At 72.6% G+C, this 22,736-nt stretch carries 22 protein-coding genes, 1 tRNA gene and 1 pseudogene; 22 read left to right on the plus strand and 2 right to left on the minus strand.

The annotated features are described in order from the left end of the window. Window positions 1–33: 33 nt before the first annotated feature. The 21 genes and pseudogenes from H9L09_RS19550 to H9L09_RS19650 all read left to right on the plus strand — a co-directional run bounded on the left by H9L09_RS19550 (window position 34) and on the right by H9L09_RS19650 (window position 19,740). The gene (locus tag H9L09_RS19550) at window positions 34–1,098 is read left to right on the plus strand and encodes an HAD-IIA family hydrolase (protein WP_187578456.1); all 1,065 of its coding nucleotides are present in this window, start codon (window positions 34–36) and stop codon (window positions 1,096–1,098) included. Continuing rightward, window positions 1,095–1,271 (plus strand): hypothetical protein, encoded by a 177-nt coding sequence (locus tag H9L09_RS19555; protein ID WP_187578457.1) that lies wholly within the window; start codon window positions 1,095–1,097, stop codon window positions 1,269–1,271. The genes H9L09_RS19550 and H9L09_RS19555 overlap by 4 nt, the downstream gene beginning before the upstream one ends. A 15-nt stretch (window positions 1,272–1,286) precedes the next feature. After that, window positions 1,287–2,129, plus strand: a complete 843-nt coding sequence (locus tag H9L09_RS19560; protein WP_187578458.1) for a TlyA family RNA methyltransferase — start codon at window positions 1,287–1,289, stop codon at window positions 2,127–2,129. Continuing rightward, on the plus strand, window positions 2,126–3,058 hold the full coding sequence (locus tag H9L09_RS19565; protein ID WP_187578459.1) for an NAD kinase: 933 nt from the start codon (window positions 2,126–2,128) through the stop codon (window positions 3,056–3,058). The genes H9L09_RS19560 and H9L09_RS19565 overlap by 4 nt, the downstream gene beginning before the upstream one ends. Further along, entirely contained in the window at window positions 3,051–4,790 is a 1,740-nt protein-coding gene (gene recN, locus H9L09_RS19570; RefSeq protein WP_187578460.1) for a DNA repair protein RecN, read from the plus strand. Before H9L09_RS19565 ends, recN begins: the two co-directional genes overlap by 8 nt. A gap of 91 nt (window positions 4,791–4,881) precedes the next feature. Beyond that, window positions 4,882–6,099: a putative cytokinetic ring protein SteA gene (gene steA / locus H9L09_RS19575; protein ID WP_187578461.1), complete on the plus strand. Its 1,218-nt coding sequence runs from the start codon at window positions 4,882–4,884 to the stop codon at window positions 6,097–6,099. Beyond that, window positions 6,096–7,049, plus strand: a complete 954-nt coding sequence (locus H9L09_RS19580; RefSeq protein ID WP_187578462.1) for a copper transporter — start codon at window positions 6,096–6,098, stop codon at window positions 7,047–7,049. Before steA ends, H9L09_RS19580 begins: the two co-directional genes overlap by 4 nt. Window positions 7,050–7,195: 146 nt before the next feature. Then, a pseudogene (gene pyrG / locus H9L09_RS19585) lies at window positions 7,196–8,892 on the plus strand (CTP synthase). Continuing rightward, window positions 8,889–9,488, plus strand: a complete 600-nt coding sequence (locus H9L09_RS19590; protein WP_187578464.1) for an NUDIX domain-containing protein — start codon at window positions 8,889–8,891, stop codon at window positions 9,486–9,488. The pseudogene pyrG and the gene H9L09_RS19590 overlap by 4 nt, the downstream one beginning before the upstream one ends. Before the next feature lie 98 nt (window positions 9,489–9,586). Then, complete coding sequence (gene ald / locus H9L09_RS19595; protein ID WP_187578465.1) at window positions 9,587–10,702, plus strand: alanine dehydrogenase; 1,116 nt, start codon at window positions 9,587–9,589, stop codon at window positions 10,700–10,702. 40 nt (window positions 10,703–10,742) lie between these two features. Next, a complete protein-coding gene (locus H9L09_RS19600) occupies window positions 10,743–11,675 on the plus strand; it encodes a site-specific tyrosine recombinase XerD (RefSeq protein WP_484549417.1) in 933 nt (310 codons plus the stop codon). Between the two features lie 388 nt (window positions 11,676–12,063). Further along, window positions 12,064–12,972 carry a ParA family protein gene (locus H9L09_RS19605; RefSeq protein ID WP_246456123.1) on the plus strand — a complete coding sequence of 303 codons (909 nt, stop codon included), beginning with the start codon at window positions 12,064–12,066 and terminating at the stop codon, window positions 12,970–12,972. Beyond that, on the plus strand, window positions 12,957–13,298 hold the full coding sequence (locus tag H9L09_RS19610; protein ID WP_187578467.1) for a hypothetical protein: 342 nt from the start codon (window positions 12,957–12,959) through the stop codon (window positions 13,296–13,298). The genes H9L09_RS19605 and H9L09_RS19610 overlap by 16 nt, the downstream gene beginning before the upstream one ends. Before the next feature lie 3 nt (window positions 13,299–13,301). After that, window positions 13,302–14,222 carry a segregation and condensation protein A gene (locus H9L09_RS19615; RefSeq protein ID WP_187578468.1) on the plus strand — a complete coding sequence of 307 codons (921 nt, stop codon included), beginning with the start codon at window positions 13,302–13,304 and terminating at the stop codon, window positions 14,220–14,222. Then, complete coding sequence (gene scpB / locus H9L09_RS19620) at window positions 14,219–14,929, plus strand: SMC-Scp complex subunit ScpB (protein WP_187578469.1); 711 nt, start codon at window positions 14,219–14,221, stop codon at window positions 14,927–14,929. The genes H9L09_RS19615 and scpB overlap by 4 nt, the downstream gene beginning before the upstream one ends. Next, window positions 14,926–15,681, plus strand: a complete 756-nt coding sequence (locus H9L09_RS19625; protein ID WP_187578470.1) for a pseudouridine synthase — start codon at window positions 14,926–14,928, stop codon at window positions 15,679–15,681. The genes scpB and H9L09_RS19625 overlap by 4 nt, the downstream gene beginning before the upstream one ends. 97 nt (window positions 15,682–15,778) lie before the next feature. Next, window positions 15,779–16,165, plus strand: a complete 387-nt coding sequence (gene aroH / locus H9L09_RS19630) for a chorismate mutase (RefSeq protein WP_187578471.1) — start codon at window positions 15,779–15,781, stop codon at window positions 16,163–16,165. Beyond that, entirely contained in the window at window positions 16,155–17,231 is a 1,077-nt protein-coding gene (locus H9L09_RS19635; protein WP_187578472.1) for a prephenate dehydrogenase, read from the plus strand. Before aroH ends, H9L09_RS19635 begins: the two co-directional genes overlap by 11 nt. A gap of 74 nt (window positions 17,232–17,305) precedes the next feature. Beyond that, window positions 17,306–17,998 (plus strand): (d)CMP kinase, encoded by a 693-nt coding sequence (cmk, locus tag H9L09_RS19640; RefSeq protein WP_343065147.1) that lies wholly within the window; start codon window positions 17,306–17,308, stop codon window positions 17,996–17,998. A 203-nt stretch (window positions 17,999–18,201) separates the two neighbouring features. Further along, window positions 18,202–19,563 carry a ribosome biogenesis GTPase Der gene (gene der / locus H9L09_RS19645; RefSeq protein ID WP_187578473.1) on the plus strand — a complete coding sequence of 454 codons (1,362 nt, stop codon included), beginning with the start codon at window positions 18,202–18,204 and terminating at the stop codon, window positions 19,561–19,563. 103 nt (window positions 19,564–19,666) lie between these two features. Further along, window positions 19,667–19,740 (plus strand) — tRNA-Pro (locus H9L09_RS19650). Between the two features lie 104 nt (window positions 19,741–19,844). Here H9L09_RS19650 and H9L09_RS19655 read toward each other — a convergent pair. Next, window positions 19,845–21,026: a tyrosine-type recombinase/integrase gene (locus H9L09_RS19655; RefSeq protein ID WP_187578474.1), complete on the minus strand. Its 1,182-nt coding sequence runs from the start codon at window positions 21,024–21,026 to the stop codon at window positions 19,845–19,847. Between the two features lie 3 nt (window positions 21,027–21,029). Further along, the gene (locus H9L09_RS19660; protein WP_187578475.1) at window positions 21,030–21,248 is read right to left on the minus strand and encodes a helix-turn-helix transcriptional regulator; all 219 of its coding nucleotides are present in this window, start codon (window positions 21,246–21,248) and stop codon (window positions 21,030–21,032) included. A 542-nt stretch (window positions 21,249–21,790) separates the two neighbouring features. Here H9L09_RS19660 and H9L09_RS19665 point away from each other — a divergent pair. Continuing rightward, window positions 21,791–22,729: a tyrosine-type recombinase/integrase gene (locus H9L09_RS19665; protein ID WP_187578476.1), complete on the plus strand. Its 939-nt coding sequence runs from the start codon at window positions 21,791–21,793 to the stop codon at window positions 22,727–22,729. Window positions 22,730–22,736: the final 7 nt, after the last annotated feature.

Here is a 22,736-nt window from a genome sequence, read left to right on the forward strand (position 1 = left end):
AGAGCCCGCACCGGGCCGAGGAAAGGTGGTCGTGTGCTGCACGAGTCCGAGGTCCCCCTCTGGGACCACTACGACGTCGCCCTGCTCGACCTCGACGGCGTCGTCTACGTCGGGCCTGACGCCGTGCCCGACGCACCCGAGCACCTCGGGCGGGCCGCGGCCGCCGGCATGCGGCTGGCCTACGTCACCAACAACGCCGCCCGTCCGCCGCGCCGGGTGGCCGAGCACCTGCAGGCGCTCGGCGTGCCGGCTCGCGAGGAGGACGTCGTGACCAGCGCGCAGGCGGCCGCCCGGCTGCTCGCCGACCGCTGCCGGCCCGGCGACCCGGTCTACGTGATCGGCGGCGAGGGACTCTTCGAGGCGCTCACCGAGCTCGGGCTGCGTCCGGTGCAGTCGCCGGAGGACGCCCCGGTCGCAGTGGTCTCGGGCTACCACCGCGACCTGCGGTGGGGCACCGTGACCGACGGCGCCATCCTGGTCGCCTCCGGGCTGCCCTGGGTGGCGTCCAACACCGACGTCAGCGTGCCCACCCCGCACGGGCCGGGACCGGGCAACGGGGTGCTCGTCGAGGCCGTGGCCCGGTTCACGGGCAGGAGCCCCGAGGTCGCCGGCAAGCCGATGCCGCCGCTGTTCGAGGAGACCGTTCGACGGGTCGGCGGCCAGCGGCCGCTCGTCGTCGGCGACCGGCTCGACACCGACATCGAGGGCGCCGCTCGCAGCGAGCTCGACAGCCTGCTCGTCCTCACCGGGGTCACCGGGCTGCCCGAGCTGGTCGCGGCCGCCCCGCAGCAGCGGCCGACCTACCTCTCCCTCGACCTCGGCGGGCTCGGTGAGGGCCATCCCCGGGTCGAGGCCGACGCCGACGGGACCGCCCGCCTCGGCGGCTGGCACGCCGAGGTCCGCGACGGCGCCGTCCGCGTCGCCGGCGACGGAGACGCGGTCGACTGGTGGCGCACGGTCGCGGTGGTGGCCTGGCGGCACCTGGACGCCACCGGGGAGCGCGCCGCCGTCGACGGGCTGCGAGTGCCCGGTAGCGTGAGCGACGGAGCAGCCGGAGACCAGCCCGGCGCCCGACCCCGAGTCAGTGAGGTCTCGTGAGCCAGACGCCCGCCGAACCGCCCGTGGTGACCGGCCACGCCGACGTCGACGCCGTCCTCGTGAGCCTCGAGGACCTCGCCGATCGACCCGTCGCGGAGCACGTCGCGGTCTTCGAGTCCGCCCATGAACGTCTCCGCGCCGCGCTGACCGACGTCTCCGACCCGAACGTCTGACGTCGACCCGACTCGATGCCTCCCCGTCGCCTCCGTCTGGACGCCGAGCTGGTCCGCCGCGGTCTGGCCCGGTCACGTGAGCATGCCAGCGAGCTGATCAGCGCCGGCCGGGTCCGGGTCGGCGGAGCACGGGCCACCAAGCCCGCGACCGGGGTGACCACCGACGTGGCCCTGCTGGTGACCGAGGACCCGGACCGCCCCGACTACGTCTCCCGCGGCGGCCACAAGCTCGCCGGTGCCCTCAGCGTCTTCGCCGACGCGGGCCTCACCGTCCGGGGCCGGCGGTGCCTCGACGCGGGAGCCTCCACCGGCGGCTTCACCGACGTGCTGCTGCGGGCAGGCGCGGCCGAGGTGGTCGCCGTGGACGTCGGCTACGGCCAGCTCGCCTGGTCGCTGCAGCAGGACCCGCGCGTCGTCGTCCACGACCGCACCAACATCCGCGACCTCCAGCCGGACCTGGTGGGGGAGCCGGTCGAGCTCGTGGTCGGCGACCTCTCGTTCATCAGCCTCGAGCTGGTCCTCGATCCGCTGATCAGGGTGACCCGGCCCGGCGGCGACCTGGTCCTGATGGTCAAGCCGCAGTTCGAGGTCGGCCGCGAGCGGGTCGGCAAGGGCGGCGTGGTGCGGGACCTGGCGCTCCGGGCCGACGCGGTCAGCTCGGTGGTCGCGGCTGCCTCCGGCCGGGGCTGGTCCTGCCGGGCGGTCACCACCAGCCCGCTGCCCGGCCCCTCGGGCAACGTGGAGTTCTTCGTCTGGCTGCGTCGCGACACCGACGTGGTCGTCGGCCCCGAGGAGATCGAGGCGGAGGTCCGTCGTACGCCGGCACCGGGCGCGCCGGATGAGAAGGTGGAACGGTGAGGGACAACGAAGGTCGGCGCGTCCTGGTCATCGCGCACACCGGGCGCGCCGACGCGCGTGAGGTCGCATCCCGGTTCTGCAAGGCGGTGATCGGGCACGGCCTGGCGGTGCGGCTGCTCGCCGACGAGGCAGTGGACGTCGACGTCCCCGGCGTCGAGCGGGCCGGTTCCGTGGACGACGCTGCCGCCGACTGCGAGATCGCGGTGGTCTTCGGCGGCGACGGCACGCTGTTGCGCGCGGCCGAGATCACCCGGGAGCACGGCACCCCGCTGCTGGGCGTCAACCTGGGGCACGTCGGCTTCCTCGCCGAGGCCGAGCACGACGACGTCGAGTCCACGATCAGCGCGGTGGTCAACCGCCGCTACGCCGCCGAGGAGCGGCTCACCCTCGACGTCCGGGTCTTCCGCGACAAGGAGCTGGTGGCGACGACCTGGGCGCTCAACGAGGCCAGCGTCGAGAAGGCGGCCCGCGAGCGGATGCTGGAGGTCGTCGTGGAGATCGACGGCCGACCGCTCTCCCGGTGGGGCTGCGACGGCGTGGTGTGCGCGACGCCGACCGGCTCCACCGCCTACAACTTCAGCGCCGGCGGCCCGATCGTGTGGCCCGACGTCGAGGCGTTGCTGATGGTGCCGATCAGCGCGCACGCGCTGTTCGCGCGACCGCTGGTGGTCTCGCCGACCTCGGTGCTGGCCGTCGAGGTGCTCGAGCGCAACGAGGGCGCCGGGGTGCTCTGGTGCGACGGCCGCCGCACCGTCGAGCTGCCGCCCGGCGCCCGGATCGAGGTGCGCCGCCATCGCCAGCCGGTCCGGCTCGCGCGGCTGCACCAGGCACCGTTCACCGATCGGCTGGTCGCCAAGTTCGACCTGCCGGTCACCGGGTGGCGCGGCGCCGCGGAGCGCCGGCGCCGCGGGGGAGGCCTGGATGCTTGAGGAGATCCGGATCCGCGGCCTCGGCGTGATCGAGGAGTCGGTGCTCGAGCTCGGGCCCGGCTTCACCGCGATCACCGGTGAGACCGGGGCCGGCAAGACCATGGTCGTGACCGCCCTCGGGCTGCTGCTCGGCGCCCGCGCGGACGCCGGCTCGGTCCGCACCGGCGCCCGCGCGGCGCGGGTGGAAGGCCTGGTCCGGGTCGCGCACGGCGCGGCCTGGGCCGACGGGCTGACCGCCGAGGTCGACAAGGTCGGCGGCGAGATCGACGACGGCGCGCTCGTGGTGGCCCGGCAGATCTCGGCCGAGGGCCGTTCCCGTGCCTTCGTCGGCGGCGCCTCCTGCCCGGTCGGGGCGCTGGCTGCCCTGATCGACCCGCTGGTCGCCGTGCACGGGCAGTCCGACCAGCACCGGTTGCTGCAGCCGGCGGCGCAGCGCGAGAACCTGGACCGGTTCGCCGGACCGGACGCCGCCGCGGCGCGGGCCGAGTACGCCGTCGGCTTCCGCCGGCTGCGCGAGACCGAGCGCGAGCTCACCGAGGTGGTCGAGTCGGCGCGTGAGCGGGCCCGGGAGGCCGACCTGCTGCGCTTCGGGCTCGTTGAGGTCGAGGCGGTGGCACCCCGGGCGGGGGAGGAGGACGAGCTCGCCGCGGAGGAGTCGCGGCTGGGCTACGCCGACACCCTGCGCGCCGCCGCCGAGCAGGCACGCGAGGCGCTCTCGGCCGAGGAGAGCGGCCCCGACGCGCTCGGGGCGGTCTCCGCCGCGCGGCGCCTGCTCGACGGGGTCCGCGAGCACGACCCGGAGGTCGCCGGCCTGGCGGACCGGCTGGCCGAGGTCAGCTACCTGCTGGCCGACGTGGCGGCCGACGTGGCGTCGTACGCCGCCGGCATCGACACCGACCCGGCCCGGCTGGCGGCCGTCTCCGAACGTCGCGCCGCCCTGACCGCGCTGACCCGCAAGTACGGCGACACCCTCGAGGAGGTCCTCGCCTGGGCCGAGGCCGGCGCCGCCCGGCTGAACGACCTCGACGGCACCGACGAGCGGATCGAGGAGCTCCGCGGCCGACGTGAGGAGCTGCGGAGCAGCCTGGCCGGGACCGCTGCCCGGCTCTCCGCGATCCGCACCGAGGCCGCCGGCCGGCTCGGTGCGGTCGTCACCGAGGAGCTCACCGCGCTGGCGATGCCGCACGCCGCGGTCACCGTGCGGGTCACCCAGCTCGACGGCGAGGACGGCCTGCCCGTCGAGGGGCGCACCCTGCGGTTCGGTCCCAGCGGCGTCGACGAGGTCGAGCTGCTGCTGGCCGCCAACCCCGGTGCCGAGCCCAGGCCGCTGGGCAAGGGCGCCAGCGGTGGCGAGCTGTCCCGGGTGATGCTGGCCGTCGAGGTCGCGCTGGCGGCGAGCAACCCGGTGCCGACCTTCGTCTTCGACGAGGTCGACGCCGGTGTCGGCGGCAAGGCTGCCGTCGAGGTCGGGCGCCGGCTGTCGATCCTCGCCCGGCACGCCCAGGTGCTGGTGGTCACCCACCTGCCGCAGGTCGCCGCCTTCGCCGACCAGCACGTCGTGGTGCGCAAGAGCAGCGACGGGACGGTCACCACCTCGGGCCTGTCCACGCTCGACGACGCCAGCCGGGTCCGCGAGCTCTCCCGGATGCTCGCCGGGCTCGAGGACTCCGACACCGCCCTCGCGCACGCCGAGGAGCTGCTGGCCACCGCCCAGGAGTCGCGGCCGGTGTGACCGGCGGCACGCGCCCGCGCCCCAAGGGTCGCCGGGGCACGCCGCCGAGGTCCGCGGAACCGTTGGCCGCGCGTGTCATGCTGGCGGCGCCATGAAGTTCCCCTCCCGCCAGACGCCCCACGCGAGCCTGCCCGGGATCACCGGCACCGCCCGCGTCGACCGCCGCACCCAGGCCGTGACCCGGCGGATCCGACCCGGCGACATCGCCGTCATCGACCACCTGGACCTCGACCGAGCCCACGCCGAGGCGCTGCGTGACGCCGGTGCCGCCGCGGTGGTGGACGCCGCCTCCCTGATCTCCGGGCGGTACCCGAACCTCGGGCCGGATCTGCTGGCCCAGGCCGGGGTGGTGATGGTCGACGAGGTCGGTGCCGACGCGTTGAAGGAGATCCGCGACGGCAGCACCCTGCGCGTCCACGACGGTCGGGTGTTCGCCGGCGAGGAGCTGGTGGCCACCGGACGGGCGCTCACCCCGGAGAAGCTCGCCGCCCAGATGGAGGAGGCCCGCGGTGGCCTCGCGACCCAGCTGCAGAGCTTCACCCACAACACGACCGAGTTCCTGCGCCGCGAGCAGGACCTGCTGCTGCACGGCCAAGGGGTGCCGACGCTGACCACCCGCGTCCACGGCCGTCCGGTCGTGGTGGTGGTGCGCGGCTACGACTACCGCGAGGACCTGCGCCGGCTGCGACGCTTCATCCGCGAGCAACGGCCGGTGCTGGTCGGGGTCGACGCCGGTGCCGACGCGCTGGTCGCCGCGGGCCACCGTCCCGACGTGGTCGTGGTCGGCGAGGACGGTCTCGCCCAGAGCAACACCGGCGGCGACCAGGGCCAGACCGTCTCGGACAAGGCGTTGAAGATGGCCCGGGACGTCGTGCTGCACACCGATGCCTCCGGGCGCGCCATGGGCAGCGACCGGCTGGAGCGGATCGGCGTCCGCACCCGCTCGCTCGGCACCTCGGGCACGACCGAGGACGCCGCGCTGCTGCTGGCCGACAGCGCCGGCGGATCGCTGGTGATCGCGGTCGGCACCCACGCGACCCTCGACGAGTTCCTCGACCGCCAGCGGTCCGGGCTCGCCAGCACCTTCCTCACCCGGCTGCGGATCGGTCCCCAGCTGGTCGACGCCAAGGCCGTCCAACAGCTCTACTCCGGCCGGGTCCGTCTGTGGCACCTGGCCGTGGTGCTGCTCGCCGGACTGGTCGCCCTGGCCGTGGCGCTCGCCGCGACGCCGGTCGGCGCCGACTGGTGGGACGCGCTGCTCGACGCTCTGAACGACCTCGTCTCCTGGATCCAAGGACTGTTCTCTTGATCTCGTTTCGCTACCACATCGTCTCCATCGTCTCGGTGTTCCTCGCCCTGGCGGTGGGCGTCGCCCTCGGCGGCGGCCCGCTCAAGGGCGAGGTGGACAACACCCTCGTCGACCAGGTGCAGGCCGACCGGGAGGTCAAGGCGCAGCTGCAGCAGGAGATCACCTCCCTCAAGGAGGCCAACGCCTTCGCCGACGACTTCGCCGCCGCGGTCGCCCCCGGGCTGATCGGGGACACGCTCAAGGGCCGCAGCGTGACCCTGGTGGCGCTGCCGACCGCCTCCCAGTCCGAGGTGACGCAGCTCAGCGACATGGTGAGCGCCGCGGGAGGCAGCGTGGCCGGCACGGTGCGCTTCGGCGAGAAGCTGCTCGACGTGGACCAGAAGCAGCTGGTCGACGAGCTCGGCAGCCAGCTGCTCGCCGGTGCCTCCGGGGTCAGCGTGCCGCCCGACGCCAGCGGCTACGAGCGCGCCGGCGCCCTGATCGCCCGCGCCATCGGCACCCAGGACGCCCCCGACGGCGCCGAGGTCGACGGGGCCGCGGAGAGCATCCTCGCCGGGCTCTCCACCGCGGAGCTGATCTCGGTGGAGGGCGATCTCACCAAGCGCGGCAGCCTGGTGCTGTTCGTCGCGGGTCCCGGTGAGGGCACCCTCGACCAGCGTCAGGGCAGCAACAGCATCGCCACCACGCTGATCTCCGCGGTGGACGCCAACACCGACGGCACCGTCGTCGCCGGTCCGCTCCAGTCGGCCCGCCCCGGCGGCCTCGTCCGCGCGGTCCGCGACGACGTCGCCGCCGCCGAGGAGGTCTCGACCGTGGACGTGCTGGGCCGCGAGGCCGGCCGCATCGTCGCGGTGATGGCGCTGGTGGGGCAGAGCAACGGCCAGACCGGTCACTACGGTGCCGTCGACGCCGCCGACGGGGCGCTGCCGGGAGCCACCGGAGGCGAGTGAGACGCGCCCCGACGCACCGATGAGGGGTGTGGCTCGCACCGACGGCCGGATTGGTTGGTAGGCTCGAACCCCGTGGACGTTCGATCGCGAGCCGACCTGCGATTGCCGCTCCAGCGACCCACCCCCTCGACGCCACGGGAGTTCACTTGGCCGCACCGCAGCCGACCAAGCACGTCTTCGTCACCGGAGGCGTTGCCTCCTCGCTCGGCAAGGGGCTGACCGCTTCCTCGCTGGGCAGCCTGCTGAAGTCCCGCGGGCTACGGGTGACGATGCAGAAGCTCGACCCGTACCTCAACGTGGACCCCGGCACCATGAACCCGTTCCAGCACGGCGAGGTCTTCGTGACCAACGACGGCGCCGAGACCGATCTCGACATCGGTCACTACGAGCGTTTCCTGGACACCGACCTGCAGGGGATCGCCAACGTCACCACCGGCCAGGTCTACTCCGAGGTGATCGCCAAGGAGCGTCGCGGCGCCTACCTGGGCGAGACCGTCCAGGTCATCCCGCACATCACCAACGAGATCAAGGAACGGATCCGCGCGATGGCCGGGCCCGACGTCGACGTGGTGATCACCGAGATCGGCGGCACCGTCGGTGACATCGAGTCGTTGCCGTTCCTGGAGGCGGCCCGTCAGGTCCGGCACGACGTCGGCCGGGACAACTGCTTCTTCCTGCACGTCTCGCTGGTGCCTTACATCGGCCCCTCGCGCGAGCTCAAGACCAAGCCCACCCAGCACTCCGTGGCGGCGCTGCGTTCGATCGGCATCCAGCCCGACGCGATCGTCTGCCGCTCCGACCGCGAGATCCCCGACTCGATGAAGCGGAAGATCTCGCTGATGTGCGACGTCGACGAGGAGGCCGTGGTCAACGCGACCGACGCGCCCTCGATCTACGACATCCCCCGGGTGCTCCACTCCGAGGGGCTCGACGCCTACGTCGTACGCCGGCTGAACCTGCCGTTCCGCGACGTGGACTGGACGGTCTGGGACGACCTGCTGCGCCGGGTGCACCACCCCTCGGAGGAGGTGACGGTCGCGCTGGTCGGCAAGTACGTCGACCTGCCCGACGCCTACCTGTCCGTGGCGGAGGCGCTGCGGGCAGGCGGCTTCGCGCACGAGGCCAAGGTCAACCTGGTCTGGGTGCCCTCCGACGAGTGCCAGACCCGCGAGGGCGCGGCCCGGCACCTCTCCGAGGTGGACGCCGTCTGCGTGCCCGGCGGCTTCGGCATCCGCGGCATCGAGGGCAAGGTCGGCGCGCTGGAGTACGCCCGGGCCCACGGGATCCCCACGCTCGGGCTCTGCCTGGGCCTGCAGTGCATGGTGATCGAGTACGCCCGGCACATGGCCGGCATCGAGGGCGCCGACTCCACCGAGTTCAACCCCGGCTGCGAGGAGCCGGTGATCGCCACGATGGCCGAGCAGCTCGACATCGTCTCCGGCGAGGGCGACATGGGCGGCACCATGCGCCTGGGGCTCTACCCGGCCGCCCTGAAGGAGGGCTCGCTGGTGCGCGAGCTCTACGGCGAGGCCAAGATCGACGAGCGGCACCGGCACCGCTACGAGGTCAACAACGGCTACCGGCCGCGTCTGGAGGCGGCCGGGCTGGTCTTCTCCGGCACCTCCCCGGACAACAACCTGGTCGAGTTCGTGGAGCTGCCCCGCGAGGTGCATCCCTACTACGTCGCCACCCAGGCGCACCCCGAGCTGCGCTCGCGGCCCACGCGGCCGCACCCGCTGTTCGCGGGCTGGTCGGAGCGGCCATCGACCGGCAGCGCGAGCAGCGGCTCGAGATCGACGACACCGCGCTGCGGCGTGCCGCAGCTGCCGCCGAGCCGGCATGAGCGACCTGCGTGACCGGCCCGAGCAGTGGCCGGTGCACGAGGTCGAGGAGATCTGGGACGGCAAGGCGCCGTTCTCGGTACGCCGGGACCTGATCTCCGCGCCCGCCGACCCCGACGAGCGGTTCGGCCGGCTGGTGCTCGAGCACCCCGGCGCCGTGGTGGTGCTCGCCGTGGACGAGCAGGAGCGGGCGCTGGTGCTGCGGCAGTACCGGCACCCGGTCCACCAGCGACTCGTCGAGCTGCCGGCCGGGCTGTTGGACAAGCCCGACGAGGACCCGCGGGTGGCCGCCGAGCGCGAGCTGCGCGAGGAGGCGCTGCTGCTCGCGGGGGAGTGGACGCACCTGCTGACGACGTACAGCTCTCCGGGGCTGACCAGCGAGCGGCTGGAGCTGTTCCTCGCCCGGGACCTCAGCGAGGCCCCGGACCGCGGCGACGGCTTCGAGCTGCACCACGAGGAGGCCGACATGACCTCCGAGTGGGTGCCGGTCGCCGAGCTCCTCGCCGGCTTCCTCGACGGCCGGCTGGCCGACGGTCCGCTGGGTCATGCGGTGATGACCTACGTGCTCGGAGGACATTCCGCGCGAAGCGCCGGGTGAGTCCCGGGCGGCCACGAGCACGGGCTCGGCGAAGCCCTACACTCGCCGTGGTCGCCCCGATGACGTGGCGACTTCTCACTCGAGAGGAACAGAAGTCGATGAAGATCGGCGTGCCCAAGGAAGTCAAGAACCACGAGTACCGCGTGGCCCTCACCCCGGTGGGGGCGCACGAGCTCACCGAGCGCGGCCATGACGTCTACGTGGAGGCCGGCGCCGGCGCCGGGTCCCTGATCCCCGACGACGAGTACGTCGCCGCCGGCGCCACCATGGTGACCAGCCCGGACGAGGTCTGGGGCAGCGCCGAGATGGTGCTCAAGGTCAAGGAGCCGGTCGCCGAGGAGTACGACCGGATGCGGGAGGGGCAGACGCTCTTCACCTACCTGCACCTGGCCGCGGACAAGCCGCTGACCGAGGAGCTGCTCGCGCGTCGCGTCAACGCGATCGCCTACGAGACGGTGCAGCTGCCCTCGGGCTCGCTGCCGCTGCTCTACCCGATGTCGGAGGTCGCCGGCTGCCTCGCTCCCCAGGTGGGTGCGCACTCGCTCATGAAGGCGCAGGGCGGCCGTGGCGTGCTGATGGGCGGGGTCGGTGGCGTGGCGAACGCCAAGGTCGTCGTGATCGGTGCCGGGGTGGCCGGCCAGAACGCCGCGAACATCGCGCTCGGCATGGGGGCGGACGTCACCCTGCTCGACACCGACCTCGACAAGCTGCGGCTGTCGTTCTGGCGCTACAACAACCGGGTGCACGGGCTCGCCTCCTCGAAGCTGGCGATCCAGCAGCAGGTGATGGAGGCCGACCTGGTCATCGGCGCGGTGCTGATCCCCGGCGCCAAGGCCCCCAAGCTGGTCAGCAACGACCTGGTCTCGCGGATGAAGCCGGGCTCGGTGCTCGTCGACATCGCCGTCGACCAAGGCGGCTGCTTCGAGGACACGCACGCCACCACGCACGCCGACCCGACATACATGGTCCACGACTCGGTGTTCTACTGCGTGGCCAACATGCCCGGTGCGGTGCCGAACACCTCCACCTACGCGCTCACCAACGCGACGCTGCCCTACGCGGTGGCGCTGGCGGAGAAGGGCTGGGAGAAGGCGCTCCGCGACGACCACTCGCTGGCCCTCGGCCTCAACGTGCACGCCGGCGAGCTGACCAACGCACCGGTGGCCGAGGCGCACGGCCTCGCGGCGGTGTCGCTGGACACCGTCCTGGGCTGAGGTGAGCGAGGCCGGGAGCGGACCGCCGGGCCCTTCGGGGCTGCAGCGGGCGGTCCGCACCTACCTCGACCACCTCGTGGTGGAGCGCGGGCTGGCCGACAACACGCTGTCCTCCTACCGCCGCGACCTGCGCAGGTACGTCGGCTTCCTGGCCGGTCAGGGGATCCACGACCCGACGGCGGTCGAGGAGGCCGTCGTGACCGCGTTCCTGCGGGCGTTGCGCGAGGGCGACGCGGACCATCCGCCGCTCAGCGCGGGCTCCGCGGCGCGGACGGTCGTGGCGGTGCGCGGGTTCCACCGGTTCGCCCTGCGCGAGGGGCTCAGCACGGTCGACCCGTCGGCCGCCGTCCGACCTCCGGCGCCGGCGCGACGGTTGCCCAAGGCGCTGCCGCTCTCCGACATCGAACGGATCCTGGAGGCCGCGGGCGCGCCGGGCACCGCGCTCGCGCTGCGGGACCGGGCGCTGCTCGAGGTCCTCTACGGCACCGGCGCCCGGATCTCGGAGGCGGTCGGTCTCGACGTGGACGACCTGGACCTCGACGGGACCGACGGGACGGCGCAGGGCACCGTGCTGCTGCGCGGCAAGGGTGGCAAGGAGCGGGTGGTGCCGATCGGCTCGTTCGCCTGCGAGGCGGTCAGCGCCTACCTGGTCCGCGGCCGGCCCGAGCTGGCCGGCGTCGGCACCGGCGTCGCGGCGCTCTTCCTCAACGCCCGCGGCGGCCGGCTGTCCCGGCAGAGCGCCTGGACGGTGCTGACCCGTGCCGCGGACCGCGCCGGGGTCGTCGCGGAGGTCTCCCCGCACACCCTGCGGCACTCCTTCGCCACCCACCTCCTCGACGGCGGCGCCGACGTCCGCGTCGTGCAGGAGCTGCTCGGGCACGCCTCGGTGACGACCACCCAGGTCTACACGCTGGTGACGGTGGACTCGCTGCGCGAGGTCTACGCCACCGCGCACCCCCGGGCCCGGGCCTGAGTCACCCGGCCGCCGCCGCAGCCGCCGGACGAGCCGCGGTTGTGCACAGAGATGTCCCCAGGACCAGGTGCGGCTGTGCACGGCGCGCCTGCGCACCGCACAGGCCGTCCCCAGATTTACTGGGATCGTCAGCGTGGTCGTGGGTTCGGTTGTCGCTCGGGAACACGACCACATAGAGTCGCGGCGTTGCGCGCGACAGGCTTACCAGTCGATCTATCGACACCGCGCGCATCCCGGTCAGCAGGGAGGCAGCAGCGTGAACGACTTCGGAGCAGGACCGTCCGGCAGCAGCGCCTCCGAGATGCCCCCTCTGCTCCGGCCCGCTCAGTACCGACCCAGCCAGGCCCTGACGCCCCCGCCGTCAGCCGCCGGAGGAGAACCCGACCGCGTGAGCGACCCCCTGCCCTTCCCCCGGCCCGACTCCGCCGTCAAGACCGCCGTCCAGGACGGCGAGCCGGTGCTCGGCCCCACCGGGCGCCCGATGCCGGTGCTGCCCGAGCCGCGCCCGATCAGCATCCACGGCAACGCCCGCGTGATCGCGATGTGCAACCAGAAGGGCGGAGTGGGCAAGACCACCACGACGATCAACCTCGGTGCGGCGCTCGCCGAGTACGGCCGCAAGGTGCTGCTCGTCGACTTCGACCCGCAGGGGTCCCTGTCGGTCGGCCTGGGCCTCAACCCGCACGAGATGGACCTGTCCATCTACAACCTGCTGATGCAGCGCGACGTCACCCTCGACGACGTGATCGTCAAGACCAACGTGCCGGGCATGGACCTGCTGCCCAGCAACATCGACCTGTCCGCCGCCGAGGTCCAGCTGGTGCAGGAGGTGGCCCGCGAGCAGACCCTGCAGCGGGTGCTGGCTCCGGCGCTCTCGGACTACGACGTCATCCTGATCGACTGCCAGCCGTCGCTGGGTCTGCTGACCGTCAACGCGCTGACGGCCGCGCACGGCGTGCTGGTGCCACTGGAGTGCGAGTACTTCGCGCTGCGCGGAGTAGCGCTGCTCAAGACCACCATCGACAAGGTGCAGGAGCGGCTGAACCCGAAGCTGCAGATCGACGGCGTCCTGGGCACGATGTACGACGGCCGCACGCTGCACGGCCGCGAGGTGATGGAGCGGCTGGTCCAGGCCTGGGGCGACACCGTGTTCCACACCGTGATCCGGCGCACCGTGAAGTTCTCCGACTCCACGGTGGCCGGCGAGCCGATCACCAGCTACGCCAGCAGCTCCGCCGGCGCGGAGGCCTACCGCCAGCTGGCGAGGGAGGTGCTGGCCCGGTGCCTCGACGGGTGAGCCTCCCCGCCGCGGACGACCTGTTCCGCCCCACCGTCGTCCCCGACCGGGCCGCTGACGCGGGAGGGGACGCCGCGGGGGAGCAGGCCGGGCCACCGGAGCCGCGCACCCCGAGCGGCCGGGTCCGGCACGACGAGAAGATGACCGTCTACGTCACCTCCGACGAGCTGCTCGACCTCGAGCACGCCCGGCTGGTGCTACGACGGGAGCACGGCCTGGCGGTCGACCGCGGCCGGCTGGTGCGCGAGGCGGTGGCGATGGTGCTCGCCGACCTCGAGGAACAGGGCGGCGAGAGCGCCCTGGTCCGCCGGTTGACCCAGGACTGAGTGGTGAGCACCGACACCACTGCCGCGCCCGAGGGCGGGGCCGGGGAGACCGCCCCGGCGTTCGCCGTCCGGCTGGAGAACTTCGAGGGCCCGTTCGACCTGCTCCTGAGCCTGATCGCGAAGCACAAGCTCGACATCACCGAGGTGGCGCTCTCCAAGGTCACCGACGAGTTCATCGCGCACATCAAGTTCGCCGGCGACGCCTGGGACCTCGAGCAGACCTCGTCGTTCCTCCTCGTCGCCTCCACGTTGCTGGACCTGAAGGCGGCCCGGCTGCTGCCCCAGGGCGACGTCGAGGACGAGGAGGACCTGGCGTTGCTGGAGGCGCGCGACCTGCTCTTCGCCCGGCTGATGCAGTACCGCGCGTTCAAGCAGGTCGCCGCGGTGCTGGAGACGCGGATGGCCGGCGAGCTGCACCGGCACCCCCGGGCGGTCGGGCTGGAGGAGCGCTTCGCCGCGCTGCTGCCCGAGGTGCTGATCGGGCTCGGGCTCGACGAGTTCGCAGCACTCGCGGCCCGGGCGCTGGAGCCCAAGCCGGTGCTCGAGGTCTCGCTGGCGCACATCCATGCCGCCACCGTCAGCGTCAAGGAGCAGGCCGGCATCGTCGTCGACCGGCTCCGGCGCCAGGGCACCATGACCTTCCGGGCGCTGGCCGGCGACGCGGCGGACACCTTGACCCGGGTGGCGCGGTTCCTCGCGCTGCTGGAACTGTTCCGCGAGGGCGTCGTCTCCTTCGACCAGGTCACCCCGCTCGGCGAGCTCACCGTCCGGTGGACCGGCAGCGAGGACGGCGAGGTCGAGATCACCGACGAGTTCGACGACCCGGAGCCCGAGGAGGCGGCCGACCCGGCTGACGACGTACCGCCGCCGGAGCCCGCCGGACCGCCCGCAGGACACGACGACGAGCAGCAGGAGCAGCAGTGAGCGAGCAGGACCACCCGCAGGCCGAGGCAGCCCCCGAGGCCCCGGAGCCGGCCGAGGCCCCCGACCCGGTCGAGGAGACCGAGGAGACCCTCGCGGTGCCGATCGCCGAGCTGCGCCCCGCCCTGGAGGCGGTGCTGATGGTCGCCGACCAGCCGCTGGACCACGTCTCGCTGGCGACCGCGGTCGGCTACCCCTCCGAGCAGGTCGTCGCGGCGCTGGAGGAGCTCGCGGAGGACTACCGCCGGCAGGGTCGCGGCTTCGACCTGCGGCACGTGGCGGGCGGCTGGCGGTTCTACACCCGCGAGGAGTACGCCGCAGTGGTGGAACGCTTCGTGCTCGACGGCCAGCAGGCCCGGCTGACCCAGGCCGCTCTGGAGACGCTGGCGGTGGTCGCCTACAAGCAGCCGGTCAGCCGCGCCCGGGTGTCCGCGATCCGCGGCGTCAACGTGGACGGCGTGATGCGCACGCTGATGGCACGCGGGCTGGTCGCCGAGGCCGGGCACGACTCGGAGACCACCGCGACGCTGTACCGCACCACCGGCTACTTCCTGGAGCGGATCGGGGTGACCTCGCTCGACGACCTGCCGGAGCTCGCCCCGTTCCTGCCCGACATGGCCGACCTCGGCGACTTCGACGAGGACCCGGCGCCCGGGCCCGGACCGGCGGGGCCGTCCGGCCCGGTCGTCGCGGACGGGGTGGCCGGATGAGCCAGGAGCCGCTCCCCGTCGACGCCGACGGGCTGGTCCGCCTGCAGAAGCTGCTGGCCCAGTCCGGCGTCGCGAGCCGCCGCAAGTGCGAGGAGCTGATGCTCGCCGGCCTGGTGGAGGTCGACGGCGAGGTGGTCACCCGGCTCGGCACCAAGGTGGACCCCACGACCGCGGTGATCCGCGTCGACGGGGCCCGGCTGCCGCCGGTGAGCCCGCACGTCTACCTGGTGCTCAACAAGCCGCGCGGGGTGGTCTCCACGATGTCGGACCCCGAAGGACGACGCACCCTCTCCGACTATGTCGCAGACCGACCCGAGCGGCTGTTCCACGTGGGCCGGCTCGACACCGACACCGAGGGCCTGATCCTGCTCACCAACGACGGCGACTTCGCCCAGCGCGTCGCGCACCCCTCCTACGAGCTGCAGAAGACCTACGTCGCCGAGGTGGACGGTCACGTGGCCCGCGGCACCGTCAAGCGGCTGCTGGACGGCGTCACCCTCGAGGACGGGCCGGTCGAGGTGAGCGCCTGCCGGGTGGTGCAGGCCAACCCGCAGCGCTCGATCGTCGAGCTCGTGATCCACGAGGGGCGCAACCGGATCGTGCGCCGGCTGCTCGACGAGGTGGGCCACCCGGTCCGGCTGCTGACCCGCACCGCGATCGGGCCGGTGCGGCTGCAGGGACTGCGCAGCGGCGAGCTGCGCGAGCTGACCCGCGAGGAGCTCGGCGTCCTGCTCGACGCCGCCCGGCTCTGAGTCTCCCGCCGGGGCGTGTCCCACGCGGGACCGGCCGGGCCTGCGGCGTACCACCGAGCGGCTAGGGTCGGTGGCCGACGACGGAGGGGTGAGGCGAGTGAGCGTGCGAGCGGTCCGCGGGGCGACCCAGCTCGAGGAGGACGTGCGCGAGCACATGCTCGAGCGGGTCGCCGAGATGGTCACCGACGTGATGGGCTCCAACGGTCTCGAGGTCGACGACTTCATCAGCGTGATCTTCACCGCCACCTCCGACCTGGTCTCCGAGTTCCCGGCGTACGCCGCCCGGCGGCTCGGCTTCTCCGACGTGCCGCTGATCTGCGCCCGCGAGCTCGAGATCGAGGGGTCGATGCCGCGCGTGGTCCGGATGCTCGCGCACGTCGAGACCGACCTGCCGAAGTCCGACATCACCCACGTCTACCTGCACGGCGCCGCGCACCTGCGCCGCGACCTGTCGCGGGTCCGCGAGGTCCCCGATGAGCGCTGAGCCGCTCGGCCCGGTGCTCGTGGTGGGCGCAGGCCTGCTCGGCACCTCGATCGGGCTCGCGCTGCGCCGGACCGGGGTGGACGTGGCGCTCAGCGACATCAGCGAGGAGAACCTCCGGATCGCCAGCGGCCTCGGCGCCGCCAACCTCACCGCCGCGCAGCTGACGGCAGCCCGGCTGGTCGTGGTGGCGGTCCCGCCGGACCACCTGGCGACCGAGGTGGTCCGGGCGCTGCGCGAGCACCCCGGCGTGGTCACCGACGTGGGCAGCGTCAAGGCCGAACCCCTGGCCGCGGTGCACGCGCAGGTCGACACCGCCGAGCTGAGCCGCTACGTCGGCAGCCACCCGATGGCCGGCAGCGAGCGCTCGGGCCCGTTCGCGGCCTCCGCCGCCCTCTTCGACGGCCGACCTTGGGCGGTGGCCGCACACCCGGACGCCGACCCAGCGGCCGTGCAGACGGTCGCCGCGCTGGCCCGCGCCTGCGGAGCGACCCCGGTGATGCTGACCCCGCAGGAGCACGACGCCGCGGTCGCCCGGACCTCCCACCTGCCGCACCTGCTGGCCGCGCTGGTCGCCGGGCGGCTCGCCGACGCGCCCGCCGAGCACCTGACCCTGTCCGGCCAGGGGGTCCGCGACGTGACCCGGGTGGCCGCCGGCGACCCGGCGCTGTGGCGGCAGATCGTCGCCGCCAACGCGACGGCGCTGAGCGAGCTGCTGAGGGAGGTCCGCGCCGACGTGGACACCCTGCTGGCCGCGCTGGCGGCAGGGGACCGGGACGCGGTCACGACGCTGCTCGACCGCGGGGTCGCCGGCACGGCGGTGATCCCCGGCAAGCACGGTGGCCCGACGCGGCCGGAGACCTCGGTGTACGTCGCGGTCCCGGACCATCCCGGCGAGCTGGCCCGGCTGCTCGCCGACGCCGGGGAGATCGGGGTCAACATCGAGGACCTGCGGATCGACCACGACCCCGGCCGACCGGTCGGTCTGGTCGAGCTGCTCGTCGCCGCGGACGCCGTCGACCACCTGCTGTCCTCGCTGGCCGATCGGGGCTGGACGGCCCACCGGTAGGCTACGGCGGGTTGCCGGCCGGTCAGCCTGACCGGCGGCGCCAGCAGCGAGACGAGCGAGAGGCAGGCCGGACAGTGGGTGTCGAGACCGTCGTGGTGGCGATGGACGGGCCGTCGGGGTCCGGGAAGTCGAGCACGTCGCGCGGTGTCGCCGCCCGGCTGGGGCTGCGCTACCTCGACACCGGGGCGATGTTCCGGGCGATCACCTGGTGGCTGCTGCAGCGCGGCGTCGACGTGGAGGACGCGGCCGCGGTCGCCGCGCTCGCCGACGCGCCGGTGCTGGTCTCCGGCACCGACCCGGCGGCGCCGAGCATCACCGTCGACGGCGTCGACGTGGCCGGCCCGATCCGTTCGGCCCAGGTGACCGGGGCGGTCAGCGCGGTCAGCGCGGTGCCGGAGATCCGGGCCCGGCTGCTGCGCGAGCAGCGCGACATCATCGGCGCCGGCGGGATCGTCGTCGAGGGCCGCGACATCGGCACGGTGGTCGCTCCCGACGCGGCCGTGAAGGTCTACCTGACGGCCGACCCCGGGGCGCGTGCGGCCCGGCGTACGGCGGAGCTCACCGGCACCACCGTCGAGGCCACCCACGCCGACCTGGCGCGCCGTGACCGGCTGGACTCCGGGCGCGTGACCGCGCCGCTGGCGATGGCTGACGACGCGCATCACATCGACACCACCCCGTTCACCCTCGAGGAGGTCGTCGACCAGGTGGTCCGGCTCGTCGAGGAGCGGGCGGACGGCGAGGGACGGCTCGCGGAGCGCAGGTGACCCGCCGCCGGAGACGCCGATTCGACTGTCGTCTCGCACTCCGGGACACTGGGAGCAGCGCCCGAGGCCTGTGACGGAACAGATACACCGTTCGTCTGGTTGAGGCCAAGGCGTGCACCGGTCCATCAGCTGCCCGGACCGCTGCCCCAGATCACCGAGAAGGACGTCCGCGCCGCCCGCGGAGTCCCACGAAGGACCCGAGCATGACCACCGAATCCCTGCAGCCCGCCGACGGGCCGAGCAGCACGACCCCCACCCCTGTGCTGGCCGTCGTCGGCCGCCCGAACGTGGGCAAGTCCACGCTGGTGAACCGGATCATCGGCCGCCGCGAGGCGGTCGTGCAGGACGTCCCCGGCGTCACGCGTGACCGTGTCTCCTACGACGCCAACTGGAGCGGCCGCGCGTTCACCGTCGTCGACACCGGCGGCTGGGACCCGGACGCCCGCGGCCTGGCCGAGCGGATCGCCGCCCAGGCCGAGGTCGCCGTCAACATCGCCGACGCGGTCCTGTTCGTGGTCGACGCCACCGTCGGCATCACCGACGTCGACGAGGCCGTGGTGAAGATCCTCCGCAAGTCCGGGAAGCCGGTCGTGCTCGCGGCGAACAAGGTCGACGACCAGCGGGCCGAGGCCGAGGCCCACGGCCTGTGGAACCTCGGTCTCGGCGAGCCGTACCCGGTCTCGGCGCTGCACGGGCGCGGCTCGGGCGACATGCTCGACGCGATCCTGGCGGCGCTCCCGGAGACGCCGGCGGAGTCCCTCAACGAGGTCGGCGGCCCGCGCCGCGTCGCCATCGTCGGCAAGCCGAACGTGGGCAAGTCCTCGCTGCTGAACAAGCTGGCCAAGGAGGACCGGGTCGTCGTCGACGACGTCGCGGGCACCACCGTGGACCCGGTCGACGAGCTGGTCCAGCTCGGCGGGAGGACCTGGCGGTTCATCGATACCGCCGGCATCCGCAAGCGGGTCAAGGAGGCCTCGGGCCACGAGTACTACGCGAGCCTGCGCACCGGCGGCGCGATCGAGCGCGCCGAGGTCTGCGTGATGGTGGTCGACGGCTCGCAGCCGATCTCCGAGCAGGACCTCCGGATCATCACCAACGTCGCGGACGCCGGACGTGCGCTGGTCATCGCGTTCAACAAGTGGGACCTCGTCGACGAGGAGCGCCGTTACTACCTCGAGCGCGAGATCGAGCGGGACCTCGTCCGCGTGCCGTGGGCGCCTCGCGTGAACATCACCGCGCGCACCGGCTGGCACGTCGACAAGCTCGTCCCGGTCCTGGACGCGGCCCTCGAGGGCTGGGGGACCCGCATCGGCACCGGCGCGCTCAACTCGTTCCTCGGTCGGCTCGTCGCCGAGCACCCGCACCCGGTGCGCGGCGGCAGGCAGCCGAAGGTGCTCTTCGGCACCCAGGTGTCGACCGAGCCTCCGACGTTCGTGCTGTTCACCTCTGCGCTCCTGGAGGCCGGCTACATGCGCTACATCGAGCGCCGGCTGCGCGAGGAGTTCGGCTTCGTGGGCACCCCGATCCACCTGCAGCAGCGTCCCCGCGAGAAGCGCAAGCGCTGATCCGGGCGGCCCGGATCGGACGGGAGGGCCGGGTTTCGGCCGGGCCCGTCCGTTGCGGTAGGGTTCCACTCGCCGTTGAACGCTTGGCGTCCAACGGTGGTTTCGGGCTGTGGCGCAGCTTGGTAGCGCACTTGACTGGGGGTCAAGGGGTCGCAGGTTCAAATCCTGTCAGCCCGACCGAAAAACTGCCTCTGACCTGCGGAAACGCAGATCAGAGGCAGTTTCGGATTTGACGTGGAACCTCAGAATGGTCGTTTACTAGTCGTAAACGCTTTCGCGGCCTACGAATCCGAGCTCGCGTCGTCGCTCTCAGCGAGCCGCTCGAGGACCTTGGAGAGGTCGGCCGAAACCGGTGGCTTGGCGATGTAGTGGTCTCGGGTGACCTGGCTCGAGGAGTGGCCAAGTTGGCGGGAGGCGAGCTCGGATGTTGTTGCCTCGGAGATCAGCGTCGCCACCGTCCTGCGGAATGTGTGGGGGGTAACCCACGCAAAGCCCGTGTCCTTGCGGATCTGCCGCCACCGCCGCTCGACGTTGACGACCTGATGCCACGTGCCGTTGCGGGTGGCGAAGACGGCGTCGTTCTCGTTGAGTGTCGCGAACTGCCGGCGCACGCGGAGCAGCTCGGCAGCGAACCGGGGGAGCACCACGGTTCGCCGGCTGGCCTCCGACTTCGGCGTGGGCTTCCGATACGTGCCCTTTCCGGTCTCGGTCTTGATCGTGCCTGACACCGTGAGGATGGGTAGGTCGCCATTGAGGTCCAGGTCGCTCCAGCGCAGTGCGAGGATCTCGCCGATGCGGCAACCAGTGGCGAGCATCAGGTCGATGATGTCGGCCATGTCGCCGGTGGCCTTGGGTCCGGGGCGGTCCGCGTTGACCCACCGGCGAACGGCAGCGCGGATCTCGATCAAGTCCTCGACCCGCAGTGCCTTCGTCTCATGCTTGGGTCGGTGAACCCGAGTTGTCCCACGGGCCGGGTTCGTCGGGATCGCGTCGTGTCGGACTGCGAGGTCGAGCATGGCCCCGAGGACGACCTTGGCCTTGCGTTGCCGGTTCACGCTCTGATCGCGCAACCTCAGCAGGAGCCGGTCCAGCCGACCCGTGGTGGCCTCGCGGAGCTTCAGCCCGCCCACACTGGGTAGCACCAGGTTGTCCAGCACCCGGCGGTACTCGTTGATGGTGGTCTGCTCGATCCGTCCTTCAGCCTCGAGACCAGTGATCCACAGCTTCGCGAGATCGATCAGGCGGGTCTCTGCCGTGATGAACTCACCCGCTGGAGCGGTGCGCGTGCCTAGGACATCTCGCAGCGCTCGCTCCGCAGCGGCCTTGCTCGGACCAGTCGCCGTGACGCGACGAGTATTGCCGTCGGTGTCACGGAACCGGGTCAGGGCTCGATAGCTGCCGTCACGGATCTTCTCGGTGGTGATGGTCCCCCAGGTACCGAGGGGGAGTGGGGGCCTGGCCATGGCTCACTCACCCTCTTCGGGCTCGAGGTGCTCGACGATCCAGGCGTCAAGGTCTGCGCGTCGGTACCGCAGACAACCGCCCATCTTCACGGCGCGTGGTCCGAACCCAACCCGGCGCGTCCGCCAGGTGTAGAGCGTCGCCTTCGGGATTGCAAGGTAGGCCGCAGCCTCGTCGATGGTGAGGATCATGCTCTCGTGGCTGGTGTCGACGGTGGTACTCATCGAGTGCTCCTTCGTGGTCACGAGGACAGGTTTGCCCTCGTGACTGAAGGTGTGCAGCCCTCACCGCGCAGACTGTGGAGAATTGACCCCTCATCGACCTTCTGGAGCGATCGCAGCTGTCACGCCGAGCGGCGGGTGCCCATGGGACCGCCCGGGCGAGACTGTCGCGGAGACCTCTGCTGCCGCGTGACGTCGGTGGTCGGGTTGCGATCGAGCTTGCTGTGTTTTGCGCTCTTAGCCAGAGGTCGCAGGTTCAAATCCTGCCCCCGCTACGAATTTCAGGCGCGGAACCTACGGGTTCCGCGCCTGAAAGGTTTGTGGGACTTGATCATGTGTCCACTTAGGGCCGGGTTAACCGGACTCAGCCGCGATCGCGACGTCCCTCGCGACGACCGTGTCCACGCGATCTGGTGAGCACGCCCGCTGCTACCGGGTCTGCTCCTGGGTACCCGGTAGCTCGGCACCGCTGGGTCCGAGCCCCGACGCCGTCGGGTGCCCCGGCTTCCGGTACGGCGAGCCCGTGGCCTTGGTGCGGTGGCTGCATGGACCAACCACTGACTCAGCTCACCCAGTTCACCACCGACGATGCCCACGAGCTCCTGCCCCAGTGGCAGCTCGCGCTGCGCGCCGAAGCGAAGAGCCCGGGCACCATCGACACCTACACCCACGGCGTGTGCACCTACCTGACCTGGTGCGGTTTGGCGGGGGAGCCGCCGCTGTCGCGCGCCACGATGACGGCCTGGATGAGCGACATGCTGCAGGCCGGCGCGGCACCCGGCAGCGCCCGGATCCGGCAGCTCGGCGTCCGACGCTTCGTCGCCTGGCTGATCGTCACCGGACACGTCCCGATCGACCCGTTCGCCGGGATCAAGGGGCCCAGGCAGACCCAGAAGCTGGTCACGCCCCTGACCGACGACGAGCTGCGCACCCTGATCGCCACCTGCACCACCCCGTCCCATCGCGCCGACGAGCCATTGCATCACCGCCGCGATGAGGCGATCATCCGGCTGATGTTCGAGACCGGCATCCGCATCGGCGAGACCATCGCCCTCCAGGTCGATGACGTCGACCTCGACACCGGGCGGGTCACCATCAAACGCGGCAAGGGCGGCCGCGGCCGCGTCATCCCCATCGGGCCAGCCACAGGAGCGGTGCTCCGCGCCTACCTGACGCTGCGCGCACACCACCGATGTGCCGACTCCCCGGAGCTGTGGCTCGGCGAACGCGGAACCCGGTTCGGCTACGACGGCCTCAGCCGGGCGCTGCGCAGGCGCGCCCAGCTCGCCGGCATCACCGGCTTCCACCCCCACAAGCTCCGGCACACCGCAGCGCACCGCTGGCTCGCCGCCGGCGGATCCGAGTCCGGGCTGATGGCCATCGCCGGTTGGACCCGCACCGACATGCTGGTGCGCTACACCCGAGCCCACGCCTCCGAACGTGCCGCCGACGAAGCTCGGCGGCTCAACCTGGGCGCAATCTGACGTACCC

The sequence above is a fragment of the Nocardioides mesophilus genome (assembly GCF_014395785.1).
Classification (GTDB): Bacteria; Actinomycetota; Actinomycetes; order Propionibacteriales; family Nocardioidaceae; genus Nocardioides_B; species Nocardioides_B mesophilus.

Bases quoted from the DNA above. Each gene is read 5' to 3' on its own strand.
- H9L09_RS19560 (WP_187578458.1), top strand. From the start codon at position 1,287: ATGCCTCCCCGTCGCCTCCGTCTGGACGCCGAGCTGGTCCGCCGCGGT.
- recN (WP_187578460.1), top strand. From the start codon at position 3,051: ATGCTTGAGGAGATCCGGATCCGCGGCCTCGGCGTGATCGAGGAGTCG.
- steA (WP_187578461.1), top strand. From the start codon at position 4,882: ATGAAGTTCCCCTCCCGCCAGACGCCCCACGCGAGCCTGCCCGGGATC.
- H9L09_RS19590 (WP_187578464.1), top strand. From the start codon at position 8,889: ATGAGCGACCTGCGTGACCGGCCCGAGCAGTGGCCGGTGCACGAGGTC.
- ald (WP_187578465.1), top strand. From the start codon at position 9,587: ATGAAGATCGGCGTGCCCAAGGAAGTCAAGAACCACGAGTACCGCGTG.
- H9L09_RS19625 (WP_187578470.1), top strand. From the start codon at position 14,926: ATGAGCCAGGAGCCGCTCCCCGTCGACGCCGACGGGCTGGTCCGCCTG.
- H9L09_RS19635 (WP_187578472.1), top strand. From the start codon at position 16,155: ATGAGCGCTGAGCCGCTCGGCCCGGTGCTCGTGGTGGGCGCAGGCCTG.
- der (WP_187578473.1), top strand. From the start codon at position 18,202: ATGACCACCGAATCCCTGCAGCCCGCCGACGGGCCGAGCAGCACGACC.
- H9L09_RS19655 (WP_187578474.1), bottom strand. From the start codon at position 21,026: ATGGCCAGGCCCCCACTCCCCCTCGGTACCTGGGGGACCATCACCACC.
- H9L09_RS19660 (WP_187578475.1), bottom strand. From the start codon at position 21,248: ATGAGTACCACCGTCGACACCAGCCACGAGAGCATGATCCTCACCATC.
- H9L09_RS19665 (WP_187578476.1), top strand. From the start codon at position 21,791: ATGGACCAACCACTGACTCAGCTCACCCAGTTCACCACCGACGATGCC.